We start from the raw sequence: 23,185 nt of genomic DNA on the forward strand, positions 1-23,185 counted from the left end.
CCGTCCCCGTCGACCCTGAGGAGACACGTTCATGACCACCGTCCTCGCCGCCGCCATGCCACCGGGGTACGACTCGGGCGACACCGCCTGGATGCTGGCGGCGACCGCCATGGTGCTGCTGATGACGCCCGCCCTGGCCTTCTTCTACGGCGGCATGGTGGCCACCCGGCACATCCTGGTGATGCTCAAGATGAGCTTCGCCTCGCTCTGCTTCGTGACCATCGCCTGGTTCCTGGTCGGGTACACCCTCGCCTTCGGCCCGGACGTCGGCGGGGTCGGCCTCATCGGCAACCTGGACCACGCCCTGCTGCGCGGCATCGAGCCGGACACCCTCACGGCGTCCTTCCCCACCTACGTCTACGCCACCTTCCAGATGGGCTTCGCCATCGTCACCGTGGCGCTCATCAGCGGTTCCATCGCGGGGCGGGCCTCCATGCGGGGGTGGCTGGTGTTCTCCGTGCTGTGGCTGCTGATCGTGTACGTGCCCATCGCGCACTGGGTGTTCGACACGGAGCACGGCTGGATCTCGGCCCACCTGGGCGCCCTGGACTTCGCCGGAGGCCTGCCGGTGGAGCTGAACTCCGGTGTCGCAGGCCTCGCCGCCGCCCTGGTGATCAGAGGGCCCGCCGACTTCCGGCGCAAGGAGCCGCGTCCCAGCAACATCCCGCTGGTCATGATCGGGGTGGCCCTGCTGTGGTTCGGCTGGCTGGCCTTCAACGCCGGCTCGGCGCTCCGCGACACCGGTACCGCCGCCACCGCCTTCCTCAACACCCAGCTCGCGGCGGCGGGCGCCATGGCGACCTGGCCGCTGGTGGAGTACGTGAGGACCAGGAAGGTCACCATGATGGGCATCGGCTCCGCCGCCGTGGCGGGCATGGTGGCCATCACCCCCGCCTGCGGCGAGATCGACCCGGTGGGCGCGCTGATCACCGGCCTGGTGGCCGGCGCGTTCTGCGCCTGGGCGGTGACCCTGAAGTACCGACTGAACGTGGACGACACCCTCGACGTGGTCGGGGTCCACGGCGCGGGCGGCCTGGTCGGGCTGCTGATGGTCGGTCTCTTCGCCGCGCGGGGCGTCAGCGGCAAGGAGGGCCTCTTCCACGGCGGTGGCCTCTCCCTGCTCTGGAGGCAGGTCGTCGCCGTCCTGGCCGTCGCCGCCTTCTCGTTCGTCATGACGTGGCTCATCGCGAAGGCCGTCGACAGGACGGTCGGGTTCTCCGACAAGGACGAGTACGCCCGTGTCCCGGGAGAGGACGAGGAACGCGCCTACGACCTCCACACCGCCGGACGGCTGGCCGGCCCCCCCGGTGGCCCGGGCCTCGACAAGGAGAGCCTGGAGCAGATCCAGGAACTCCTGAGGGAGCACCGGGACCGCCGGCTGTAGCACCGGCCCACCGTGCCGGGCACCGCGCGGCCCGGATCCGCCTCCTCGCTATCGTGAGCGCCGTGCACCGCAGCCACGCATGTCCCAGGACGACCGTCACGAGGCGGACCCGCGTCCCCGTCCGCCGGGCCGCCGGGAGGCGCCGCCCGTGGGGGAGCGGGGCGTGACGGCGGGCACGGCGGATCCGCGGGGGACGGGCCCGGGGACCGGTGGGGCGACCGGCGAACGCGGGGACGAGGGCTGGCCGGTCCCCGTCGGGACCACCTCGCTGAGCGTCGCGCTGCCCGGCCTCGACCGCCTCGTCGCGCCCTGGCGCCGCGCCTGGGACACCGCGGCCCGCCACGGCGGCACCGCCCACGCCACCGTCCTCTTCCCCTTCCTGCCGCACGACCGGGTCGACGGGACCGTGCGCGCCGCCCTCGCCGGGGTGTTCGCCGCGCACCCGGCCTTCACGCTCCGGTTCGCCGGCTGCGCGCGCTTCCCCGGCGTCCTGTGGCTGCGCCCCGAACCGGACGCCCCGCTGCGCGCCCTCACCGCCGCCGTCACCGCCCGGTGGCCCGAACAGGCCCCGTACGGCGGCCTGTTCGGGGACCTCGACCCGCACGTCACGGTGGCCAACAGCGGCGACGCCGGCCGGCACGACGCCATCGAGGCGGCGCTCGCCCGCTCCCTGCCGCTGACCGAACGCGTGGACGCCGTGGACCTGGTGGTGTACGACGGGCGCCGCTGGCGGGAGCGGGACCGCTTCCCCCTCGGAGGCGCCGACCCCCACGAGGGAACTTCAACAAAATGTTGACGCCCGGCGGTCCGGTGGGGTTGGCTGCCTGATATGACAGCGAGCCCCTCGACGCCGCCTCCCCGCGGCCTGGCCCGGTTCAACTCCCTGGACGAGCCCCGCGCCCGGGAGATCCTGCGGGAGATCTGCGCCTCCGCCTCCTGGGCGGAGCACCTGCTCGCCCGGCGCCCGTACCCGGACGCCGAGGCGCTGTACGCCGCCAACGACGCCGCCACGGCGGCCCTGACCGACGACGGCCTCGCCGAGGCCGTGGCCGGACACCCGCCGATCGGCCGGCCGAGGCCCGGCGACCCCGTCTCCGCCCGCGAGCAGCGCGGCATGGCCGGCGCCACCGAGGCGCTCAAGGCCGAGATGCTCGAGCTCAACCTGGCCTACCAGGAGCGGTTCGGCCACGTCTTCCTGATCTGCGCCACCGGCCGCGGCGCCCGGGAGATGCGGGACGCCGCCCGTGCCCGGCTCGGCAACACACCGGAACGGGAACGCGAAGTGGTCCGCGTCGAACTGGGCATGATCAACCGCATCCGTCTCGCCCGCCTCGCCGAGGAGGGCCCGCCCGAGGAGGACGCACGCCGATGACGACCGGCGCCCCCGCCACCGTGTCCACCCACGTCCTCGACACCACCATCGGCCGCCCCGCCACCGGCGTGGCCGTCTCCCTGGCCGCCCGCACCGGGCCCGAGCAGCCCTGGCAGGAGCTCGGCGGGTCCGTCACCGACGCGGACGGCCGCTGCAAGGACCTGCCCGGCCCGCCCGCGGGCACCACCCACGTCCGCCTCGTCCTCGACGTCGGCGCCTACCACGGGGGCCGCGGCGGGACCGCGTTCTTCCCCGAGGTGACCGTCGCCTTCGCCGTCACGCCGGGCGAGCACCACCACGTTCCGTTGCTCCTCAACCCGTTCGGCTACTCCGTATACCGAGGGAGCTAGCGCCCATGGCCGAGAACGAGACCCCCGCCCGCGTCGCCGTGCTGGGACAGAACCAGTACGGCAAGGCCGAGACCCGTGTCGTCCGGATCACCCGCGACGGCGAGCGCCACCACATCAAGGACCTCAACGTGTCCGTCTCGCTCTCCGGCGACATGGACGACGTGCACCACTCCGGCTCCAACGCCCACGTGCTGCCGACGGACACCACCAAGAACACGGTGTACGCCTTCGCCAAGGAGCACGGCATCGCCTCGCCCGAGGAGTTCGGCCTGCTGCTGGCCCGGCACTTCGTCGGCTCCCAGGAGCCCATCCACCGGGCCCGGATCCGGATCGAGGAGTACGCCTGGGAACGCATCGGCGGGCCCGGCACGCGGCACTCCTTCGCCCGCACCGGCGGCGGCACCCGCGTCACCCAGGTCGTCCACGACGGGGAGCGGAGCGAGGTGGTCTCCGGGCTCACCGGCCTCACCGTGCTCAACTCCACCGACTCCGAGTTCTGGGGCTACCGCAAGGACCGGTACACCACCCTGCCCGAGGCCTACGACCGGATCCTGGCCACCGACGTCTCCACCCGCTGGCGGTACTCCTGGACCGGCGCCGAGGGGGAGACCGCGCCGGACTGGGACGCCTCCTACGCGGAGGCCCGGCGCCTGCTGCTGGACGCGTTCGCGCACACCTACTCGTACTCCCTCCAGCAGACCCTCCACCGGATGGGCGCCGGGGTGATCGAGAACCGGCCGGAGATCGACGAGATACGCCTCTCGCTGCCGAACAAGCACCACTTCCTCGTCGACCTCGCGCCGTTCGGGCTGGAGAACGACAACGAGGTGTACTTCGCCGCCGACCGGCCCTACGGCCTGATCGAGGCCACCGTCCTGCGCGAGGGCGCCGAGGCCAGGATCCCCGTGGACCTCACCAACCTCTGACCCCGCCCGCCCGGAACACCGCCGATCCACCGGAGACCGACCATGGCGTCCCCCGCCGAACAGCCCGCCCGCATCGTCATCGAGAACTGCGCCGTCGCCACCGTCGACGCCCACGGCACCGAGTACGCCTCGGGACACGTGGTGGTCGCCGGCCGGGTGATCGAATCCGTGGGAGAGGGGAAGGCCCCCGAGGGGCTGCGGAACGTGGTGCGCCGGATCGACGGCACCGGGCACCTGGTCACCCCCGGCCTGGTCAACACCCACCACCACTTCTACCAGTGGCTCACCCGCGGCCTGGCCACCGACCACAACCTCTTCGACTGGCTGGTCGCCCTCTACCCCACCTGGGCGCGGATCGACGAGCCGATGGTGCACGCCGCGGCCCAGGGATCGCTGGCGATGATGGCGCGCGGCGGCGTCACCACCGCCATGGACCACCACTACGTCTTCCCGCGCGGCACCGGCGACCTGTCCGGCGCCATCGTCCGCGCCGCCCGGGAGACCGGCGTCCGCTTCACCCTGGCCCGCGGCTCCATGGACCGGGGCGAGTCCGACGGCGGGCTGCCGCCGGACTTCGCGGTGGAGACCCTCGACGGCGCCCTCGCGGCGACCGAGGAGACCGTCGCCGCGCACCACGACACCTCGTTCGGGGCGATGACCCAGGTGGCCGTCGCGCCCTGCTCGCCGTTCTCCGTCTCCACCGAACTGATGCGCCAGGGGGCCGAGTTGGCGCGTCGGCTCGGCGTCCGGCTGCACACCCACGGCTCGGAGACCGTGGAGGAGGAGAAGTTCTGCCACGAGCTCTTCGGTATGGGCCCCACCGCCTACTTCGAGTCCACCGGCTGGCTCGGCGAGGACGTGTGGATGGCGCACTGCGTGCACATGAACGACGCCGACATCGCCGCGTTCGCCCGCACCGGCACCGGCGTCGCCCACTGCCCGTCCTCCAACGCCCGCCTGGCCGCCGGGATCGCCCGGGTCCCGGACATGCTCGCCGCCGGGATCCCGGTCGGCCTCGGCGTCGACGGGACCGCCTCCAACGAGTCCGGCGAACTGCACACCGAGCTGCGCAACGCCCTCCTGGTCAACCGCCTCGGCCCGCACCGCGAGGCCGCCCTCACCGCCCGGCAGGCCCTGCGGCTGGGCACCCACGGCGGCGCGCGGGTGCTGGGCCGGGAGGCCGAGATCGGCTCCCTCGAGCCCGGCAAGCTGGCCGACCTGGTGCTGTGGCGGATGGACACCCTGGCCCATGCCTCCATCGCCGACCCGGTCGCCGCGCTGGTCCTGGGCGCGGCCGCGCCGGTGACGTTGTCGCTGGTGGGCGGGGAGCCGGTGGTCGAGGACGGACGGCTGCTCACCGTCGACGAGGACGCCGTGGCCCGCTCCACCCGCGCGGAGGCGCGGCGGCTGGCGCGGATCGCCGCCGGGGACTGATCAGGAGGCGGGGCCCTCCGGGGCCCCGGTAGCGGTCCTGCGGGGCCCCGGTAGCGGTCCTGCGGGGCCCCGGTAGCGGTCTTCCGGCGACGCGGACGGGGCCGTGCCGGCGCCACGGGGGCGGGTCCCGAACGGCGGCACCACCTCCGCCGTTCGGGACCCGCCCCACCCGCCCTCGTCAGCGCGGCGGGCGCCCCGGCCGGAGCACCGCCGCGGCCAGCGCGAGGGCCGCCGCGCCCAGCCCCGCGGCCACCGTGAACGCCAGCCGGTACCCGTCCGCCGTGGCCTCCACCAGGGGCGCGCCCGCTCCGGTCAGCGCCTCGGTGCGGCTCGCCGCCAGAGCGGTGAGCACCGCCAGGCCCAGCGAACCGCCCACCACCTGCGTGGTGTTGAAGAGCCCGGAGGCCAGTCCCGCGTCCTCCTCCGCCGCCCCCGACATCGCCAGGCCGGTCAGCGCCGGCATGGCCACCGCGAACCCGGCCGACAGCATCAGCAGCGGCGGCAGCACGTCCGCCGGGTACGAGCCGTCCGCCGGAGCCGTGCTCAGCACCGCCATGCCGGTGGTGGCGAGCACCAGCCCCGCCAGCAGCACCCGGTACGGCCCGAACCGCTGCACGATCCGCGCGGCCAGGCCCAGGGTCAGCGCGCCGATCAGCAGCGGCGCCGGGAGGAAGGCGAAGGAGGTGGCCAACTCGTCGTACCCGAGGACGCGTTGCAGATAGAGGGTGCCGATGTACTGGAAGCCGTACATGGTCCCCAGCATCAGGATCTGCGTTCCGTTGGCCCCGGCGAGGACGCGGGAGCGCAGGATGCCCGGACGCAGCAAGGGGTGGGCCGCCCGCGCCTGCCGCAGGGCGAACCCGGCGAACAGCGTGACGGCCAGGGCGGCGAGGGCGGCCGTGCCGCCCGCCTCGCGCCCGCCCGCGCCGACGATGGCGTAGACGGTGGTCATCAGCGCACCCGTGACCAGCGCCGCCCCCGCCCAGTCCGCCGAGCGGCCGCGCCCGGCACCCCGGTCGGCGGGCAGCACCCGGACCGCCGCGCCCCAGGCCACCAGCCCGACGGGCAGGTTGATCAGGAAGATCCAGTGCCACCCGGCGGCCTGGGTGAGCGCCCCGCCCAGGAACGTGCCGAGCGCCGCCCCGGTCGCCCCCACGGCGCTGAACACCGCGATCGCGCGGGCCCGTTCGCGCTGCTCCGGGTAGAGCGCCACGATCATGCCGAGCACCACCGCCATGGTCATCGCCCCGCCGGCGCCCTGCAGGGCGCGCGCCGCGACCAGCGCCGCCTGCCCGTCGGCCACGCCGCACAGCACCGACGCCACCGTGAAGACCGCCAGTCCGGCGGTGAACATCCGCTTGCGGCCCAGCAGGTCGCCCAGCCGCCCGGCCAGGAGGAGCAGCCCGCCGAACGGGATCAGGTAGGCGTTCACCACCCACGCCAGGCCCGGCGCGGAGAAGCCGAGGTCGCGCTGGATCGCGGGCATGGCCACCGTGACGATGTTGCCGTCCAGGATGGTCATCAGCGCGCCGGCGCACAGGATCAGCAGCGACAGGGAACGGGAACGGGCGTGCGGCGGGGCCGGATCGGACGCCTCACGGGACGGGGTCTTGAGCGACGGCATGGCAGGAACTCCCCTGTACGGGCCATGGTGCACGACTTGTAACGGAGTACATCGTGGGTGACCATGGGGGCCCGGCGTAAGGAGGCACTTCCATGTCCCGGCGGAACACCGGTGTTACCTCGCAGGCAGTGACGGCGGAGGCCTGCCCGGTCCAGGAGGTCCTCGACCGGGTCTCGGGCAAGTGGAGCGTCGGCATCCTGGTCGCGACCGCCCAAGGACCCATCCGTTTCACGGAGTTGGAGCGCGCCGTCACCGGCATCAGCCGCCGGATGCTGACCCTCACGCTGCGCAACCTGGAGCGCGACGGCCTGGTCACCCGCACCGTGTACCCGACCGTGCCGCCCCGGGTGGAGTACGCGATCACCCCGGTGGCGCGGGAACTGTACGAGACGCTGCTCCAGCTCACCGCGTGGGCGGAACGCCACCGCGGCACCATCGCCCGGAGCCGGGTGGCCTACGACGCCGCGCGGGAGGAGGGGGCCGGGCCGGCGGCGGCCCTGGGCGCCTGAGGGCAGGAGAAAACGGCGAGGAAAGCGACAGGGCTAGTCTCATTCGCTGTGCAGGCGATCAGAAGGAAGCCCCGTCATGGCCTCGCCGTGCCCCCACCCTAACCGTCAGTCGGGGATCAGGTCACGGAGATTTTCCGGGGTGATCACCCGGGACTCCGGGTGCAGCCCCTCGGGCCGCTGCAGACCCAGGAAGGTCACCGGCCCGTCGGGCACGGCCCCGCCGTCCCAGAGCGTCACGCTCACCCCGTTGTCCGCCATCAGCCCGGTCAGGTGCCCCACGGTCGGCTGCCGGCGCGCGACGACGCCGCGCACCAGGGTGGCCACCGACACCTGGTGCTCCGACACCTGGTTGTGCGAGGGCGTGCCCCGCAGGTGGAGGTGCGTCCACCGCGCGTGCCAGACGCCGTCCTCGCCGCGGACGAACACCAGCGGCAGCGCGACCCGTCCGGGACCGCGCAGCTCGGACTTCATCCGCACGGTCCGCGGCTCGAAGGGCCGCCCCGCCTGCTCGGCGTCGCGCAGCATGAAGCCGAAGAACGACTCCGCGACCTCCTCGAAGCCCTCGCCGCTGTAGACGTGCACCATCGGCACCAGGAACGCGCCCTGGACGGCGTCGAGCCGCAGGTCGATGAACTCCGAGGCGCCGTGCGGCGCCTCGGTGACGTCGCCGGAGTGCGCGCCGCCGACCGCGGTCAGCGCCGTCCAGTCCAGCCAGGAGACCGTCCGGTACTCCTCGTCGAGCATCAGCGCCGAGAGGTCGAAGTCGGTCGTGCGGCGGGCCTGCCGCCAGTGCACGAAGAACCGGAGCAGTCCGCCCTCGACGGCCGACACCGAGCCGCGCGGCAGCACGCCCAGGCCGGACGACACGTTCTTCCCGCTCAGCGGCAGCGCGACGTCGAGGAACGCGGGCTCGACCAGCACCGGTCCCGCGTCCGGCAGACGGCGCCGCAGCTCGTCGTCGACGACCCGGACCAGCCCGTCCCGCACGTCGGCGGGCAGGCCGGGCCGGGTGTCCGGGGTGACCCAGGCGCGTCCCGAACGGTTCAGGAACAGCCGCTGCTCGCCGAAGCGCCCCGCGCGGGCCGCGAGATGCCCGCGCACGGACAGCAGGACCCGGCCGGAGACCTGGGGCGCGGCCCGCTCCGCGGCCGCTCGCACCGCCTCCCGCCCGGCCTCGTCCGGCGCCGCCAGCACCAGCCGGTCCAGCGCCCGGAACAGCCGTCCCGGAGCCGCCTCCAGCAGCCGCGCGGCCCCGGCGGCGTCCCCGGCGGCCAGCAGCTCGTCGACGCGGCCGTCGAAGGAGGTCGCCCGCCGCTCCCCGCGCGCCACCTCGAACACCGCGGCGGCGTGCGGCCACCGGGGATGCTCGTGCGGATGGAGGCGCTCCCCGAGGCGCTTCCACGCCTCCCGGTGCCGGCGCACGTCGGCCAGCTTGGCCGGGGCCGCCGCCACCACCGCGTCGAGACCGGCGAGCAGCACACGGCGCTGGGCACGCGGCAGCGAGCGGAACCGCACCGGCTGTTCCAGGGTGACCGGCGCGCCGGACAGCGCGCAGGCCAGCCGCAGCACGTCGGTGACGGTGTCCAGCAGCGGGTGCACGCCCGCGGCGACCCGCGCGGCGTTCAGCACCGCCCGGTTCTCGCGGAGCGGGATCGCCTCCGGCTCGGGCCCGGCCGCGCAGTGCCGCGCCAGCAGCCGGAGGTCCTCGAGCCCGTCCTCGCCGAGCGGTGTGCGACTGCCCGCCAGCGACCGGTAGAGGGCGGTCGTCTCCTCCTCCGGCGGCCCGCCGAGGTGGAGCACGGTGACGCGGTCCCCGGCCGCGGCGATCAGCTCGTCGTGCACGGCGAGCATCTCCTCGTAGGTGTGCTGGTAGCGGCCGTACGAGGGGAGCGTGAGCAGGTCCAGGACGCCGTCGCGCAGGCGCGCGACGACGCCCGGCCGGGCCCGCTCGTCGTCCAGCGCCTTCATCAGGCACCGGTGCCAGAACTCCACGGTCTCCGGAACGCCGTCCGGGAACGCCTTGAAGTACACGTTGTGCCGCACGTGGTCGCCGACCAGCTCCCGGACCGTGTCCAGGGTGCGCCGGGCCACCGGCAGCACCACCTCGGGCGCCAGCCCCGACAGGTGCCGCAGCAGCTCGCCCGACAGGGTGAAACCGACGGACAGCAGCGCGGAGTCCAGCTGCCGGGCCGGCGCGCTCCCGTCCCCGGCCGGGCCGGTGGGGGCGGGCAGGCGGAAGGCGTGTCGGACGACCATCTGTTCGAAAGCGGTGCGCATGGCGGCATGCTCGCAGCAGCCCGCCGCCCACCGCACCGGAGTTTCCGACCGGCGCGGGCGGGCTCCGGACGCCAGAGTGGAACCATGGACAGGCGGATCACCCAGCACCGGATCTACGACACTTCTCCCGACGACGGGGCGCGGATCCTCGTCGACCGTCTCTGGCCACGCGGCGTCAGCAAGGAGGCGGCGCGGCTCGACGCGTGGCTGCGCGAGGTCGCCCCCTCCGACGAGCTGCGCCGGTGGTACGGACACGACCCGGAACGGTACGAGGAGTTCCGCGGCCGCTACCGCGCCGAACTGGAGGACGACGCCCACCGCGAGGCCGCCGCACGCCTGCGCTCCCTGGCCGAGGAGGGCCCGGTGGTCCTCCTGACGGCCACGCGCGACGTGGAGATCAGCCACACCGCGGTCCTCGCCGAGTGGCTCACGGAGGACGGCGCGAAGGCGTAGCGGAGCGCCCGGCGTCCCGCCGTCGGGCGCCCCCTCACCGCCTCCGGTCGGCGAGGGCCGCCGCGAGGGTCGCCCCGGTCCCGGCGAGCAACGGCAGCAGGATCGCCGCGAACACCCAGGGCGGCACGTCCGCTTCCGGCACGGAGCGCCACAGCGTCCAGCATCCCACGAGGAAGGAGAGGCCGACACAGGCGTTGAGCAGCAGCAGGGAGCGGGCGATCCGGCGGGCCGACGCCCTGTCGGCCGGCCTGTTGAGCAGGGACGCGGCCGTCGGCGTCACCGCGTACGGGGCGGCGTCGGGCCGCATCTCGTCACGCGGCGTCACCCGCAGGGTCAGCTCCGCGCAGCCGATGAGGAGCAGCGTCACCCCGGCGAACACGAACACCACCCCCAGGGCGCTCCCCACCGACCTCTGGGCCCACGCGTCCACCCCGCCCGGCCCAAAGTGCTGCGGTATCCGCTCCGGCAGATCCGGATACCGCAGCACCCCCCAGGCCGCCATCCCGGCGAGCAGGACGACATTGGGCAGCACCCACCACCGCATCGAGGACGAGAACACCATGCGTGCATCATCCGACGGGCGCCCGCCCGGGGAAAGGGCCCGCGCGTCCTGGGTGGATCGGCACGGGCTGCCGGAAGCGGTCGCGCGGAAAACACGTGGGGAAATTCCCCGGCCTGCTCTACTCTCCCGTCGTGGCCGGCCGGGAGCGGAGACGCCTACTCGATCCCCGTGACGGGCGGGAGCGCCGCCGGGGCAGATACGGAGGACGCGTCATGACCGGCACCCCGGACACGCGCACCGCACGCCGCCGTTACGTCACGGTCTGCGTCCTGTTCTGGCTGCCGCTGGGACTGAGCATCGCTCCTCTGGTCCTGCTGTTCACCGAGCGCGGCATGACCATGGTGGTCATCGCGGGCTTCTTCGCCGCGCACTCCGTCACCGCCGCCGCGCTGGAACTGCCCACCGGAGGACTGGCCGACGTCCTCGGCCGCCGCACCGTCCTGGCCGCCGCAGGCCTGCTGAACCTGGCCGCCCTGACCCTCCTGGGCCTGGGCACGACACCCTGGCTGCTCGGCCTCGGCATGGCCCTCATGGGCGCGGGCCGTGCCCTGTCCAGCGGACCGGCCGAAGCCTGGTACGTCGACACCGTCCAGGCACACGACGGGCCCGACGCCGAACTGCGCACCGGACTGGCCCGCGGCGGATCCGCGACCTCCGCCGCGCTCGCCGTGGGCACCCTGCTCGGCGGAGCCCTTCCCTGGCTGCTCGGACTCGGCCCCGACCTCGGCTCCCGCCTGAGCGGGTCGACCTCCGGGCTGGTGCTGCCTCTTTCCCTTCCGATGCTGCTGGGCGCGGCGGTCGAGATCGTCTTCGTGCTGTACGTCCTGACCGCTCTGCCGGAGCCGCCCCGGCCGGCAGCCACCCTGCGCGACGTGCTCCGCGGCATCCCGGCCACCGTCGCGGACGGGCTGCGGCTCGGCGGCCGTGACGCGCTGGTCCGCCGGGTGTTCCTCAGCGCGGGAGCCGCCGGCAGTGCCCTGGCCGCGCTCGAACTGCTCACGCCCGGACGTGCCGCGGCCCTCACGGGCGCGTCGGAGTCCGGGGCGGTGCTCTTCGCCGCTCTCGCCTGCGCCGGGTTCGTCTGCGCGGCCGTCGGCAGCCACCTCGCACCCCTGACCGCCCGGCTCGCGGGCAGCGGCGAACGAGCGGTGACGGTGGGCCTCGGCGCCGGCGCGGGCGGCCTGCTGCTGCTCGGCGCCACCGCGGCGTTCGCCGGAGCGGGCTCCATGGTCCTCGCGGCCGTCGGCTTCGGCCTGGTCCACCTCGGGCTCGGCGCGGCCGAGCCGAACGAGAACGACCTCCTGCACCGCCGCGTCGCGCGTTCCGGCCGGGCCACCGCGCTGTCCGTCCAGTCCCTCACCCTGCAACTGGTGGCAGGCCTCACCGGCCTGATCATCGGTGTGCTCCCGTCAGGCCCGCTGCCCTGGCTGCTGGGAGGCGCCGTGATGCTCGCCGGAACCCTCCTGTGGGTCCACCGCGGCGGGACCACGTCCCCGGTGCCGCGGGCGACGCCCCGGCCGGACGCCGTGCCGTCCCCGCCGTCGGACGGGCCCTACCGGCGGCGCGGCGAGGCGAGGAGGTAGCGGATGCCGGTGCGGGGCTCGGTATGGGGGCCGGCGTGCCAGCCGGAGGCGTTCAGGGCGTCCTCGCAGGCGCGCAGCAGGGCGGCGTCCGGGGCGCGGACCGCGACCGCCTCGGGCTGCGGGGTGGTCTCCACCCGGTAGCCGCCGGTGTTCGGGCCGGCCGGGCGGCAGCCCGCCGCCTCCAGGGCGATCGCCGCCGCCTGGGGCAGGTGCGAGCGCTCCCAGGCGCACGGGCGGTCCACCGCGGCGTCCTGGTTGGTCATCCGCCGCAGCTCCACGAGCCCCTGCCAGGCGCCGCGGACCTCGGCCGTGCGGGCGGGGGCGTCGCTCTCGCCGCCGAGGCGCGCGGAGAACACGCCGGTGCGCGGCTCCGCGGGCCGCGGCGCCTGGTCCGGGGCGGGCCCGGGATCCGACGCGGGGCCGGATGCCGGGCCGGATGCCGGGCCGGACGCGGGGCCCGGCCCGGGGACGCGCTCCGCCGTCGCCCCGTCGCGCAGGCGGCGGCCCGCCGGGGTGAGGTAGCAGGCGTGCGGCGGCCGCGGATGACGGAAGGCGAGCCCGAGGCGGACGAGGGCGGCGAGCTGGGCGGAGCCGCCCTTCAGGCGGCCCGTCGCCGGGTCCGCCGCCTCGACGATCCGCCGCTGGGCCGGCGTCGGGCCGGCTGCGGCGCGGTCAGTCATGGTCCGGCCTCCGCGCCTCGATCAGGTGCCGCTGGGAGTGGGCGACGAAGGGACCGTGCCGTTCCATGAAGCGGTGCAGCACCGCCAGCCGGTCGCGGTACTCCTCGACGGTGAAGCCGGGCACGATCCAGATCACCTTGCGCAGGAAGTGCACGACCGCGGCGATGTCGTGGAACTCCATCCGCAGCGCCTCCTGGCGCAGGCCGGTCACCTCCAGGCCGGCCGCCTCGGCCGCGGCCACCGTGGCGAGGGGCGTGCTCCCGGAGCGGGTGGCGAGCGGGTCCGCCGGTCCGGCGGGACCCGTGGGGCGGTCCTCCGGGCGGCCCTCCCGCAGGAACTCGGCCAGCTCCCGCACCGTCGCCGCCCCCACCTGCTGCGACAGGTACACCCCGCCGGGCCGCAGCACCCGGCGCACCTCGTCCCAGCGGGTGACCACCGGGTGGCGGCTCACCACCAGGTCGAAGGCACCGTCGCGGAACGGCAGCCCGTCGCCCTCGCCGACCTGCACCACCTTCCCGCCGAGCGGCGCCAGGGTGCGGCGCGCGATGGCAACGTTCGGCGGCCAGGCCTCGGTCGCTGCGAGCAGCGGCGGCGCCCGGTGGACGGTGGCGAGGACCTCGCCGCCGCCGGTCTGCACGTCGAGCGCCGCCCGCGAGCGGGCCATCCGGTCACCGAGGAGCCGTGCGTACCCCCAGGAGGGCCGCTGCTCGGTGGCCCGGCCCTCGAACCAGGAGAAGTCCCAGCCGTCGGTCGGCACGGAGGCGCCCTCGGTGAGGAGATCGTCGAAGTCGGCCATGATCCGAGCATCGCAGACGGCACGCGCCTCCCGCACGGGGCGCCTCCCGCACGGGGCGCCTCCCGCACGGTGCGCCTTCCGCACGGGGCGACGGCCGGCAGCCCGCGGCGCCCGCGGTCAGCCCAGGGTCCGCGCCCAGTGCTCGAGTCGGCCGAAGTCCCGCTCCCGCAGCCCCTTGCGGGGATCTATCCGCAGCAGCAGCGCGCTGCCCGGATGGTGGGTGGCCACGTGGTCGGCGTCCCGCCCGGTGAGCTCGTCGTCGACCCAGGCGAACGGACGGCCCGCCGCCCACTCCAGCAGCGTCCGGGTCTTCCAGTGGACGCCGTCGGCGCTCCGCCCGCAGCGGGCCGACGGCCACTCGACCACCGGCAGGTCGCCGGGCAGTCCTATGGCGGGCGCCACCAGTTCGTTGGCCTGCCGGCACCACGCCGTGGCCCAGGTCAGCTGGTACGGCAGCGCCAGCAGCCGCGCGCCGTGCCCGGGATGGAGCCGCACCCTCGCCTCCCGAGCCGCCCGCCGGCGGCTCGCGTGGGGCAGCGGCGACCGGCAGTCGGGCAGCATCCGGTGCGTCACATAGCCCCGGTGGCGGACGAACCGTGCGCCGAACGGATTGAGGGGGCCGTCGACGTCCAGGAGCAGCAGCGGGCGGTCGCTCATGCCGGAGTGCTACCCATCCGCGGGCCGGGTCACTGGCGATACCCGGACAGGAAACGGCCGATGCGGCTGATCGCGGTGTCCAGCACGTCGGTGTGCGGGAGGGTGAGGATGCGGAAGTGGTCCGGGGAGGGCCAGTTGAAGCCGGTGCCCTGCACGACCTGGATCTTCTCCCGCAGCAGCAGGTCGAGCACGAACTTCTCGTCGTCCAGGATCGGGTGGACCTCGGGGTCGATGCGCGGGAAGGCGTAGAGGGCGCCCTTGGGCTTCACGCAGGAGACGCCGGGGATCTCGTTGAGCCGCTCCCAGGCCCGGTCCCGCTGCTCGCGCAACCGGCCGCCGGGAGCGGTCAGTTCACGGATGGACTGCCGGCCGCCGAGCGCGGCCTGGATGGCGTACTGGGCGGGCGCGTTGGCGCACAGCCGCATGGAGGCCAGCATGGTGAGGCCCTCCAGGTAGTCCCGGGCGTGCTCGCGCGGCCCCGAGACGACCAGCCATCCGCTGCGGAAGCCGGCCACCCGGTAGGTCTTGGACAGCCCGCAGAAGGTGAGCACCACCAGGTCGGGGGCGAGGGCGGCGGCCGGGTGGTGGACGGCGTCGTCGTACAGGATCTCGTCGTAGATCTCGTCGGCGAACACCATCAGCCCGTGGCGGCGGGCGAGATCGAGGATGCCCTCCAGGATCTCCTTCGGATACACCGCGCCGGTGGGGTTGTTGGGGTTGATGATCACGACCGCCTTGGTGCGGTGGGTGATCTTCGAGGCCATGTCGGCGAGGTCCGGGTACCAGTCGGAGCGCTCGTCGCAGAGGTAGTGCACGGCCTTGCCGCCCGCCAGCGTGGTGACCGCGGTCCAGAGCGGGAAGTCCGGGGCCGGGATCAGGATCTCGTCGCCGTCCTCGACGAGGGCCTGCACCGCCATGGAGACCAGCTCGGAGACGCCGTTGCCGAGGAAGACGTCGTCCACGCCGACGTCGACACCGCGGGCCTGGTAGCGCTGCGCCACGGCGCGGCGGGCCGGGAGGACACCGCGGGAGTCGGTGTAGCCGTGCGCCCGCGGCAGCATCCGGATCATGTCCTGGACGATCTCCTCCGGGGCCTCGAACCCGAAGAGCGCCGGGTTGCCGGTGTTCAGGCGCAGCACGCTGTGGCCGGCCTCCTCCAGCGCGTCGGCGTGCTCGATCACCGGGCCGCGGATCTCGTAGCAGACCTCGCTGAGCTTGCTCGACTGGCGGAACTCCATCGTGTGCCCCTCGGGTTCGTGGTGTTGCTTGGTTTTACCAAGTGGGCACTTGGAAAGTCCAACCTGTTGTCTAGACTGACGCTCATGTCACCTCGCCGAAGCTACGACCAGTACTGCTCCGCCGCGCGGGCGCTCGACCTCGTGGGCGACCGGTGGACCCTGCTGATCGTCCGGGAGCTGCTCGCCGGTCCCCGTCGCTACACCGACCTGCACGCCGATCTGCCCGGCGTCAGCACCGACATGCTGGCCACGCGGCTGCGGGACATGGAGCGCGACGGGCTCCTCGTCCGGCGCCGGCTGGCACCGCCGGGGAACGCGTCGGTGTACGAACTCACGCCGCGCGGACGTGAGTTGACCGGCGTGCTGCACGCGCTGGGGGAGTGGGGGTCCGGCGGGCTCGGGGAGCGCGGGCCCACCGACGCGATCCGGGCCCACTGGTTCGCGCTGCCCCTGCTGCGCGCGCTGGAGGACGCGGGGGTGCGGGGGGTGGTGCAGGTGTCCCTGGAGGAAGGGGAGTTCCACCTGTACGCGGGCGCGACGGAGGGTCCGGCGTACGGCATCGGGCCGGCGCCGGTGGAGCCCGGTCTCCGGCTCGCGCTGGACGCGGAGTCCTGTCTGGCGCTGGCCCGGGGGGAGTTGGACGCGACGGCGCTGCCGGTGCGGGCCTGAGGACGGGCGACCACCCCGGCCCGTCGAGCCGGGCCGGGGTGGTCGCCGCGGTGCGGCCGGAGGTCACGCCCCCGGGCGGCCCCGGCCACGGGTCAGGGTGTGGCCCCAGACGCCGGCCAGTGCGGCGAGCAGGCCGCCGGCGCCGGTCCAGAGCCACCGGTCCGTCCACCGGCCCGAGGACCAGCCGTCCTCCGGCGCCGTCCCGGCGAGGACCGGCGGGGCCGCGTCCTCGGAGGACCCGCCCTCGTCCGTGGTGTCGTCCGTGGTGTCGTCCGTGGCGTCGTCCGTGGTGTCGGAGGGTGCGCGCAGGGCGATGCCGGGGACCAGCGGCTCGGACAGAGCGCCGTCCACGGCCGCGGCCCCACCGGCGTCCGCCGTCTCCACCCGGACCTCGGCCGATATCGCCCGGCCGGCGTCCGCCACCGGGAGGCCGGCCGCCGACAGCCGGATGTAGTACGTCCCCGGCAGCGGGTCGTCGGCCCACGGTTCCGCCCAGCCCCGCACCGTACGCAGCACGCAGGCCAACTCCACCGAGGCCGCGCCCGCCGCGGCCGTGCGGGACTGCGCGCCGTACTGGCAGGCCTGGCGGCGCCGCAGTCCGTCGTAGACGTCGATCCGCCAGGTCTGGCCCGCGTGTTCCTCGGGCAGCCGCACCGAGGCACGCACGGTGGCCCGCTGGGTGGCGTCCGCCGGGAAGGACCAGTACAGGTAGTCGCCGGTGGAACCCTGGGCCGTGGCCCTGACTCCCGCACCGATCTCCGCGGCACTGCGGAACGAGGTTCCGGCCTCGGTGGGCGCAGCCGTCTCCGTGCCCCCGGAGGAGTCGCCGGAGGAGTCGCCGGAGGAGTCGCCGGAGGGGGAGGGGGACGTGTCGGCGGCCGCCGGTGCGGCGGCCAGAGCCAGGAGCAGCAGGGCCACGCCCCACGGTCGTCGCACTCGCATCAGTTCGTCCTCCGGACGGTGATTCGCAGACGGGAGACCCAGCCCCACAGGAGGCCGGCCAGGAAGCCGGTGACGACCAACGCGCCGAGGAGCCACCAGCCGCGGCCCAGCCCGAAGGCGGCCACGTCGGAGGCGTCCGACGGTCCGTCCACCACGTCCACCGTGAGCTCCACCGGCAGGCCCGGCGTGGTCTTCACCCCGGCGGCGGGCGAGAAGGAGTGCGTCACCTCCAGGCAGACCACCTCGGCCGGGGACTCCTCCTCGTCGCTCTCCGCCTTGGGCAGGCGCAGCCCGGTGGAGACCACGTCGGTGCGCCCGTGCCCGGCCGCCTCGCCGCGGACCGTCTCCCGCCCGTGGACGGTGACCGCGCGCAGCAGCACGCCGTATCCGGGATTCACCTCGCGGTCGGCGGCGACGCTCACGGCCGCGCGCACCTCCTGCCCGGGCGGCAGGTCGACGCGGTACCACCGGGCCTGGCCGAACTCCGCGCGGTCGGTGTAGAGGCCGGACTTCAGCGCCGGTGCGCCCTCGCACGTCCCGGCTCCCTCGACGGCGACCGGGGTCACCGTCGGTTCGGCCGCGCGTTCCACCAACTGCCCTACGCGGTCCGCGAGTTCGTCCTCGTGTCGGACGGAGGTGTAGGTGCCGCCGGTGGCCTCGGCGATGCAGAGCAGCTGGTCGCGGGTCTTGGCGTCGGGCACCAGGCCCAGCGTGTCGATGGTCAGGCCGATGCCGCGGGCCGCGATCTCCCGCGCCACCTCGCACGGATCCAGCGGCGCGCAGGTGTCCTCGCCGTCGGTGATGAGCACGATCCGGCGGGTGCCCTCGCCCTCCTGGAAGTCGCGGGCCGCCGCCTGCAGCGCGGGACCGATCGGGGTCCAGCCGGTGGGCGCCAGCGTGGCCACCGCCGTCTTGGCCTCCACCCGGTCCAACGGGCCCATCGGGTACAGCTGTTCGGTGTCCTCGCAGCCCTCCTTCCGGTCGTCGCCGGGGTAGTTGGCGCCGAGCGTGCGGATGCCGAGGAGCACCTCCTCGGGCGTCGCGTCCAGGACCTCGTTGAAGGCCTGCTTGGCGGCCGCCATCCGGCTGCCGCCGTCCACGTCGCGTTCGCGCATCGAACCGCTGACGTCCAGGACCAGTTCGACCTGCGGCGCGGGCCGGTCGTCCGTCTCGTCGGCTGCCGCCGCGGCGGGGAACACGGTCCCGGCCGTCAGGGCGGTGAGCAGGGCGAGTGTGCCTGCCGCCGACCGTCTTCTTGTGATCATCGCCGGATCGTAGTGAACGCACGATTCCGCGGCGGAGCCGGGGTCATCTCCCCCTGCCGGACAGGGGGTTGGGCAGGGCGGCCCACCGGTCGCCCGGCCTGTCGGGGGAGAGCCGCATCAGGGTCAGCGCCTTGACCGGCAACGGATCGCGCAGCAGTGCCTCCCGGTCCGCGGTGGGCGGCAGCCGTGGCGCGGACCGCCGCAGCAGCCCGGCCAGGGCCTCCGCCGAACCCGCCGCAGCCCCCAGCGCCCCCGCGACCAGCGACCCGAAGAGCTTGCGGCGCAGGGCCGCCGCATCGTCGGTGACGATCCGCGCCGGCACCCCCTCGGGCAGCCGCAGCCCGTGCCGGGCCAGGCGGGCGGGACTCACCCGGATGTCCGCGAGGTCCCGGTAGACCAGCCGGGCCGGCCGCCCGTCCGGGGAGAGGACGACGAGAAGGTTCTGGCCGTGGGCCTCCAGGGCCACCCCCAGCTCCAGCAGCCGCAGGCCCACCGACAGGGCCAGTACGGCGAACCCGTCCAGCCAGGAGGACGACGCGGTCAGTCCGGCCTCGCCGAGGGCGGCCACCGGCAGCACGCGCTCGCCGGGGCCCGCGTACACCTCCGGGTCCTCCCGCACCACCGCCGCGAGGTCAGGCGTGCCGTCGCAGGCGGCGCCCAGGGTGCGCGTGACATGGAGCAGGCCGTCCAGACGCGGGGTCAGCGACTCGGCGAAGGCGGAGACCGCCGCGGAGGACGTCACGGAGCCCGGGGAGATGTCCCGGACCGAGGAGGTCAGCCGGGTGGAGAGGGCCGTCTTCACCTGGGGGCCACCGGGCACCGCGAGGGTGCGCAGCGCCATCAGGGGGTGCGCGGGGATGCCGTCCTCCTCGCGCTCCCGCACGCCGGGCAGCCGCAGGACGTGCCGCGCCTGCCAGGGGTGCACGGGCAGCAGCAGTCGCCCGCCCTCGCGCCACGCGGCCGGCCAGTCGCCCGACACCAAACAGTCCTCCCGGTCCACCGGCACCAGCCCCAGCCGTACCACCGGCCGGTGCTCGGGCGCGTAGGCCAGCTCCTCGGCCACCGTGAAACCGGGCCGGGAGCGGCAGCCCGGGTGGTACGGGTGGCCGTCCACCACCCGCTGCTCCCACTCCCACGCCGTCCGGCCGGGCAGCGGCACCGCGTCGGCGCGCGAGAGCGCCGACGAGGCCGCACTGCCCGCCAGTTCGGCCGCGAACGCGCTGCCGTGGGGGACGTCCAGGTCCGCCATGAGCGCGGCCGGATCCCGGTACGCCGCGCCCGCGAGCCCGACCTCGGTCACCGCCCCGTCCACCGCGAACGGGTCGGCGGGCGGCCCGGACAGCGACCGGCCGTCCGCCAGCCGCACGGTCAGGCCGTCCGCGGCGTGCTCCCGGCCGGTGACCCAGGGCAGCGGCTCGAAGGCCAGCGCCCGCCACAACCGGGTCAGCACCGCCGCCCGCGCCCCGGGCAGCGCCGCCCGGAACGGCTCCACCAGGGCCGGGCGCACCCGCGCCAGCTCGCGCGCGACCTCGTTCTCCTCGTCCGCTGAACGCGGCACGTACGGCCTCCTCGGGGTGCGCGGTCGGGTCCGGTCACCGCCCGGACGGCTCAGACGGCGGGGTCCTCGCGGACGGCCGGTTCGTCGTGGACGGCGGGGTCCTCGGGCACGGCGGGGTCCTCGTGGAGGCCGGCGTCCGCGGGGCCCAGGGCGAAGCGGGTGAAGCGGACCTCGAGCCCGCCCCGCTGCGGGGAGCAGCAGAACGGACCCGCCGTGGCCGCCGCACCAGGGTCCAGCGGCGCGAGGCGGACCATGCGCCAGGGCTCCTCCGGAACCCGGGCGCGGACCGTGACCGCGTCACCCGACCGGCTGGCCCGGACGGTGACCGGCCGGTCCCGCCAGCCGGGCACCGGCGCCAGGGACCAGTCCGACAGGCCACGGGTGACCACCGCGCCGAGGTGCGGGACACCGTCGTTCATCTCCACGCCCGCCTTGATCCAGGTGTCCTCGTCCACCCGGACCATGAGGCCCGCCTGGTCGTACAGCGTGTCGAAGCGCGCCAGGAAGGTCACCTCCACGGCCGCCCCGTCCGGGAACCCGGTGAGCAGCGCGTGGCCGTCGTCGCGGACGAATCCGTAGCTGGTGGTGCGCCAGAAGTCGGAGCCCTCCCGGGCGGTGACCAGCAGGCCGGAGCCGTCCACGGCGGTGGCGGGGGGCGGGTTGAGCCAGGTGGCGTCGTCCCAGTCGAGCTGCCGCTGGTGGTCCATGTGGTGTCCTCACGCCGGTGGTCCGAACGCTCCGGCGAGGGACGGCCGACGCCCTCCCGCCCCGGTCGTGACTCCCGCCGCTCCGAGAGCCGTACCAAGATCTTTCAGCCCGGAGCGCCTCTTGTCCAGGGCGTCCCCCGCGGGTGGCCGTCCCGCGCCCCTCCCACCGAGGCGCCCTTCGCCGCCGCGCCGATGCCGGAGATACTGACCGCGACCGCGCCGCCGGACGAACGGACCACCACCGCACATGCCCCCCATCGCGGACCTCGGCGGGAGCGCCGACGCCTACGCCGGCACCGCCCTCCTCAACTGCCTGCTGCGCGAGGTGGCCCGCCCCGAGGACGGCGGGGGCCAGGACGGTGCCGGGCGGCACGTCCACCGGCTCGCGGGCAGCGGACGGCTGCTGCGGGTCCGCGGAACCCGCCGCCCGGCCGAGCCCGAGGTGCGCGGGGCGCACGGCTGGCGGCGGCTGGACCACACGGAACTGGTCAAGCTCGCCGCCGAGGAACTGCGCCTGCACACCGGCCTCACCAACGACGAGCTGCCCGGCGAGATGCTCGACAGCCGCGACGCGGTCGCCGCCCTGCTCGCCGCCCGCGCCACGGCCACCGCGCCGGACGACCCGTACCTGCGCTCGGAACAGGCCCTGATCACCGGGCACCCCTTCCACCCCGCCCCCAAGGCCCGCGGCGGCGGCCCGGCGGCGGCCTGGCTGCCGTACGCGCCCGAGGCGCACGCCCGGTTCCCGCTGACCCTGCTCGCGGTGCGGGAGGACGCCGTCGTCCAGGAGGGCGACCTGACCGCCCTGGACGGCCTGGGCGAGGCGCCGCCCGGATACCGGCTGCTGCCCGCCCACCCGTGGCAGCTGGAGCTGGTGGCCGCCGACGCCGAGATCCGCCGGGCCTTCGCCGACGGCCGGCTGCTGCGCCTGGGGACGACCGCCGAGTCCGCCCGGCCGACCGCGGCCGTCCGCACCGTCCACCTGCCGCGGGCGGACCTCTTCGCCAAGTTCAGCCTGGACGTGCGGATCACCAACGACGTACGGCGCCTGTGGCGCCACGACCTGCTGCGCCTGCGCCGCACCGACACGGCCGTCACCACCGCGCTGGCCGCCCTGCCCGCCGGGGAGTCGGCCGGGGCCGCCTGGCTGAGCGACCGCGGCTACCGGACCGCGGCCTTCGCCTTCGAGGAACTGGCCGTCCTGGTCCGCGACGGCCTCGCCGCCCACCTGCCGCGGGGCTCCACGGCGCTGCTGACCGCGGCCCTCGCCGAGGGCTTCGACGGCAACCCGCTCGACCGGCTCACCGACCCCGAGGCCTGGTGGACGGCGTACCTCCGCCGCGTGGTCCCGCCCGCGCTGCACCTGTTCCACCGGCACGGGGTGGTCCTCGAGGCCCACCTGCAGAACTGCCTGATCGCCGTGGACCGGGACGGGACGCCGGTGCGGGCCCTGTTCCGCGACGCGGAGGGCGTCAAGACCGTGCCGCCCGCCACCCGGGAGGCGGGCTGGGAGCGCCTGGTGTACTGCCTGGTCGTGAACCACCTGGGCGAACTGGCCGAGGCCCTCCGGGAGCGGCATCCCGACCTGGACCCGTGGTCCGCGGTCCGCCGCGAGCTCGCCCGGCACGACATCCCGGAGGTCCGGCGGCTGCTCGCCCGGCCCACGCTGCCGGGCAAGACCAACCTGCTGCTGCGCTGGACCGGCGCGGACGGCGCGGACGCCCGTTACCTGCCGCTGCCGAACCCGCTGGTGGGCGCGGGCCCCAGGGCGCCGCGGGGCCGGTGACCGCGGGAGCCGGGCCCGGGTCGCCGTGCGGCCACTGCGGCCGGTGCGGCCACTGCGGCCACTGCGGCCGGTCCGGCCGGTCCGGCCGGTCCGGGCTGCGGCGCGCGGCGGGAGCGCTCACCCTGGAAAGGGACGCCCGCGAGACGCGCGACGCGTCGGCACCGGCGAAGGGAGCGGTCGATGGCCAAGGACGACGGGCCCAAGAAGCTGAAGAAGGGCGACGAGGTCGCCTGGAAGAGCCACGGCAGCGAGGCCGAGGGAACGGTGGAGAAGAAGATCACCGAGCGGACCGAGGCGGCCGGACGCACGGTCGACGCCTCCTCCGACGACCCCCAGTACCAGGTCCGCAGCGAGAAGTCCGGGAAGTCCGCGGTGCACAAGCCGTCGGCGCTGAAGAAGAAGGGCAAGTGACC

Annotated in this window: 23 protein-coding genes; 12 read left to right on the forward strand and 11 right to left on the reverse strand. The window is 75.1% G+C overall.

Translation table 11 applies throughout. The features are described 5' to 3' along the window. The first annotated feature begins 55 nt into the window (after nt 1-55). The 6 genes from ABZ836_RS28345 to ABZ836_RS28370 all read left to right on the forward strand — a co-directional run bounded on the left by ABZ836_RS28345 (nt 56) and on the right by ABZ836_RS28370 (nt 5,466). Nucleotides 56-1,384: an ammonium transporter gene (locus tag ABZ836_RS28345; RefSeq protein ID WP_361146888.1), complete on the forward strand. Its 1,329-nt coding sequence runs from the start codon at nt 56-58 to the stop codon at nt 1,382-1,384. A 163-nt stretch (nt 1,385-1,547) separates the two neighbouring features. Beyond that, nucleotides 1,548-2,180 (forward strand): 2'-5' RNA ligase family protein, encoded by a 633-nt coding sequence (locus tag ABZ836_RS28350; RefSeq protein ID WP_361146823.1) that lies wholly within the window; start codon nt 1,548-1,550, stop codon nt 2,178-2,180. A 33-nt stretch (nt 2,181-2,213) separates the two neighbouring features. Beyond that, nucleotides 2,214-2,756 (forward strand): 2-oxo-4-hydroxy-4-carboxy-5-ureidoimidazoline decarboxylase, encoded by a 543-nt coding sequence (gene uraD, locus ABZ836_RS28355; RefSeq protein WP_356134929.1) that lies wholly within the window; start codon nt 2,214-2,216, stop codon nt 2,754-2,756. Continuing rightward, entirely contained in the window at nt 2,753-3,106 is a 354-nt protein-coding gene (gene uraH / locus ABZ836_RS28360) for a hydroxyisourate hydrolase (protein ID WP_361146827.1), read from the forward strand. Before uraD ends, uraH begins: the two co-directional genes overlap by 4 nt. A gap of 5 nt (nt 3,107-3,111) precedes the next feature. Further along, a complete protein-coding gene (gene pucL / locus ABZ836_RS28365) occupies nt 3,112-4,032 on the forward strand; it encodes a factor-independent urate hydroxylase (protein WP_361146830.1) in 921 nt (306 codons plus the stop codon). A gap of 42 nt (nt 4,033-4,074) precedes the next feature. After that, complete coding sequence (locus ABZ836_RS28370) at nt 4,075-5,466, forward strand: 8-oxoguanine deaminase (RefSeq protein ID WP_356134923.1); 1,392 nt, start codon at nt 4,075-4,077, stop codon at nt 5,464-5,466. A gap of 178 nt (nt 5,467-5,644) precedes the next feature. Here the strand turns inward: ABZ836_RS28370 and ABZ836_RS28375 are convergent, their stop codons facing one another. Continuing rightward, entirely contained in the window at nt 5,645-7,090 is a 1,446-nt protein-coding gene (locus ABZ836_RS28375; protein ID WP_356134921.1) for an MFS transporter, read from the reverse strand. A 92-nt stretch (nt 7,091-7,182) separates the two neighbouring features. On the opposite strand from ABZ836_RS28375, the gene ABZ836_RS28380 reads away from it, so the two are divergent. Continuing rightward, nucleotides 7,183-7,599, forward strand: coding sequence for a helix-turn-helix domain-containing protein (locus tag ABZ836_RS28380; RefSeq protein ID WP_356134919.1), 417 nt, complete (start codon nt 7,183-7,185; stop codon nt 7,597-7,599). A gap of 105 nt (nt 7,600-7,704) precedes the next feature. Here the strand turns inward: ABZ836_RS28380 and ABZ836_RS28385 are convergent, their stop codons facing one another. Next, complete coding sequence (locus ABZ836_RS28385) at nt 7,705-9,876, reverse strand: hypothetical protein (protein WP_361146835.1); 2,172 nt, start codon at nt 9,874-9,876, stop codon at nt 7,705-7,707. An 84-nt stretch (nt 9,877-9,960) separates the two neighbouring features. On the opposite strand from ABZ836_RS28385, the gene ABZ836_RS28390 reads away from it, so the two are divergent. After that, nucleotides 9,961-10,329 (forward strand): DUF488 family protein, encoded by a 369-nt coding sequence (locus ABZ836_RS28390; RefSeq protein WP_356134915.1) that lies wholly within the window; start codon nt 9,961-9,963, stop codon nt 10,327-10,329. A gap of 34 nt (nt 10,330-10,363) precedes the next feature. Here the strand turns inward: ABZ836_RS28390 and ABZ836_RS28395 are convergent, their stop codons facing one another. Next, complete coding sequence (locus tag ABZ836_RS28395; protein WP_356134913.1) at nt 10,364-10,891, reverse strand: DUF1648 domain-containing protein; 528 nt, start codon at nt 10,889-10,891, stop codon at nt 10,364-10,366. Nucleotides 10,892-11,103: 212 nt separating this feature from the next. Between ABZ836_RS28395 and ABZ836_RS28400 the strand changes: the two genes are divergently transcribed. After that, entirely contained in the window at nt 11,104-12,474 is a 1,371-nt protein-coding gene (locus ABZ836_RS28400) for an MFS transporter (RefSeq protein ID WP_361146839.1), read from the forward strand. Here ABZ836_RS28400 and ABZ836_RS28405 read toward each other — a convergent pair. The 4 genes from ABZ836_RS28405 to ABZ836_RS28420 all read right to left on the reverse strand — a co-directional run bounded on the left by ABZ836_RS28405 (nt 12,444) and on the right by ABZ836_RS28420 (nt 15,845). Further along, nucleotides 12,444-13,154 carry a hypothetical protein gene (locus ABZ836_RS28405; RefSeq protein ID WP_361146842.1) on the reverse strand — a complete coding sequence of 237 codons (711 nt, stop codon included), beginning with the start codon at nt 13,152-13,154 and terminating at the stop codon, nt 12,444-12,446. The genes ABZ836_RS28400 and ABZ836_RS28405 overlap by 31 nt on opposite strands. Then, on the reverse strand, nt 13,147-13,950 hold the full coding sequence (locus tag ABZ836_RS28410; RefSeq protein ID WP_361146845.1) for a class I SAM-dependent methyltransferase: 804 nt from the start codon (nt 13,948-13,950) through the stop codon (nt 13,147-13,149). Before ABZ836_RS28410 ends, ABZ836_RS28405 begins: the two co-directional genes overlap by 8 nt. A gap of 117 nt (nt 13,951-14,067) precedes the next feature. Then, on the reverse strand, nt 14,068-14,607 hold the full coding sequence (locus ABZ836_RS28415; RefSeq protein WP_361146848.1) for a hypothetical protein: 540 nt from the start codon (nt 14,605-14,607) through the stop codon (nt 14,068-14,070). Between the two features lie 29 nt (nt 14,608-14,636). After that, complete coding sequence (locus ABZ836_RS28420) at nt 14,637-15,845, reverse strand: pyridoxal phosphate-dependent aminotransferase (protein WP_356134903.1); 1,209 nt, start codon at nt 15,843-15,845, stop codon at nt 14,637-14,639. Nucleotides 15,846-15,929: 84 nt separating this feature from the next. Here ABZ836_RS28420 and ABZ836_RS28425 point away from each other — a divergent pair, with 84 nt between their 5' ends. Continuing rightward, nucleotides 15,930-16,514, forward strand: coding sequence for a helix-turn-helix domain-containing protein (locus ABZ836_RS28425; protein ID WP_361146851.1), 585 nt, complete (start codon nt 15,930-15,932; stop codon nt 16,512-16,514). Between the two features lie 63 nt (nt 16,515-16,577). Here the strand turns inward: ABZ836_RS28425 and ABZ836_RS28430 are convergent, their stop codons facing one another. The 4 genes from ABZ836_RS28430 to ABZ836_RS28445 are packed head-to-tail and all read right to left on the reverse strand — an operon-like array spanning nt 16,578 to nt 20,986. Continuing rightward, nucleotides 16,578-17,456, reverse strand: coding sequence for a hypothetical protein (locus ABZ836_RS28430; protein ID WP_361146854.1), 879 nt, complete (start codon nt 17,454-17,456; stop codon nt 16,578-16,580). Next, the gene (locus tag ABZ836_RS28435; RefSeq protein ID WP_361146857.1) at nt 17,456-18,721 is read right to left on the reverse strand and encodes a VWA domain-containing protein; all 1,266 of its coding nucleotides are present in this window, start codon (nt 18,719-18,721) and stop codon (nt 17,456-17,458) included. The genes ABZ836_RS28430 and ABZ836_RS28435 overlap by 1 nt, the downstream gene beginning before the upstream one ends. 43 nt (nt 18,722-18,764) lie before the next feature. Next, nucleotides 18,765-20,279, reverse strand: a complete 1,515-nt coding sequence (locus ABZ836_RS28440; RefSeq protein WP_361146860.1) for an IucA/IucC family siderophore biosynthesis protein — start codon at nt 20,277-20,279, stop codon at nt 18,765-18,767. 50 nt (nt 20,280-20,329) lie between these two features. After that, nucleotides 20,330-20,986 carry a DUF1349 domain-containing protein gene (locus ABZ836_RS28445; protein WP_361146863.1) on the reverse strand — a complete coding sequence of 219 codons (657 nt, stop codon included), beginning with the start codon at nt 20,984-20,986 and terminating at the stop codon, nt 20,330-20,332. A gap of 247 nt (nt 20,987-21,233) precedes the next feature. Between ABZ836_RS28445 and ABZ836_RS28450 the strand changes: the two genes are divergently transcribed. Then, nucleotides 21,234-22,772 (forward strand): IucA/IucC family protein, encoded by a 1,539-nt coding sequence (locus ABZ836_RS28450; protein ID WP_356134892.1) that lies wholly within the window; start codon nt 21,234-21,236, stop codon nt 22,770-22,772. Between the two features lie 180 nt (nt 22,773-22,952). Further along, nucleotides 22,953-23,183, forward strand: a complete 231-nt coding sequence (locus ABZ836_RS28455; protein WP_356134890.1) for a DUF2945 domain-containing protein — start codon at nt 22,953-22,955, stop codon at nt 23,181-23,183. Nucleotides 23,184-23,185 lie beyond the last annotated feature (2 nt).

This window comes from Streptomyces sp. NPDC047130 (genome assembly GCF_040643475.1).
Taxonomy (GTDB): domain Bacteria; phylum Actinomycetota; class Actinomycetes; order Streptomycetales; family Streptomycetaceae; genus Streptomyces.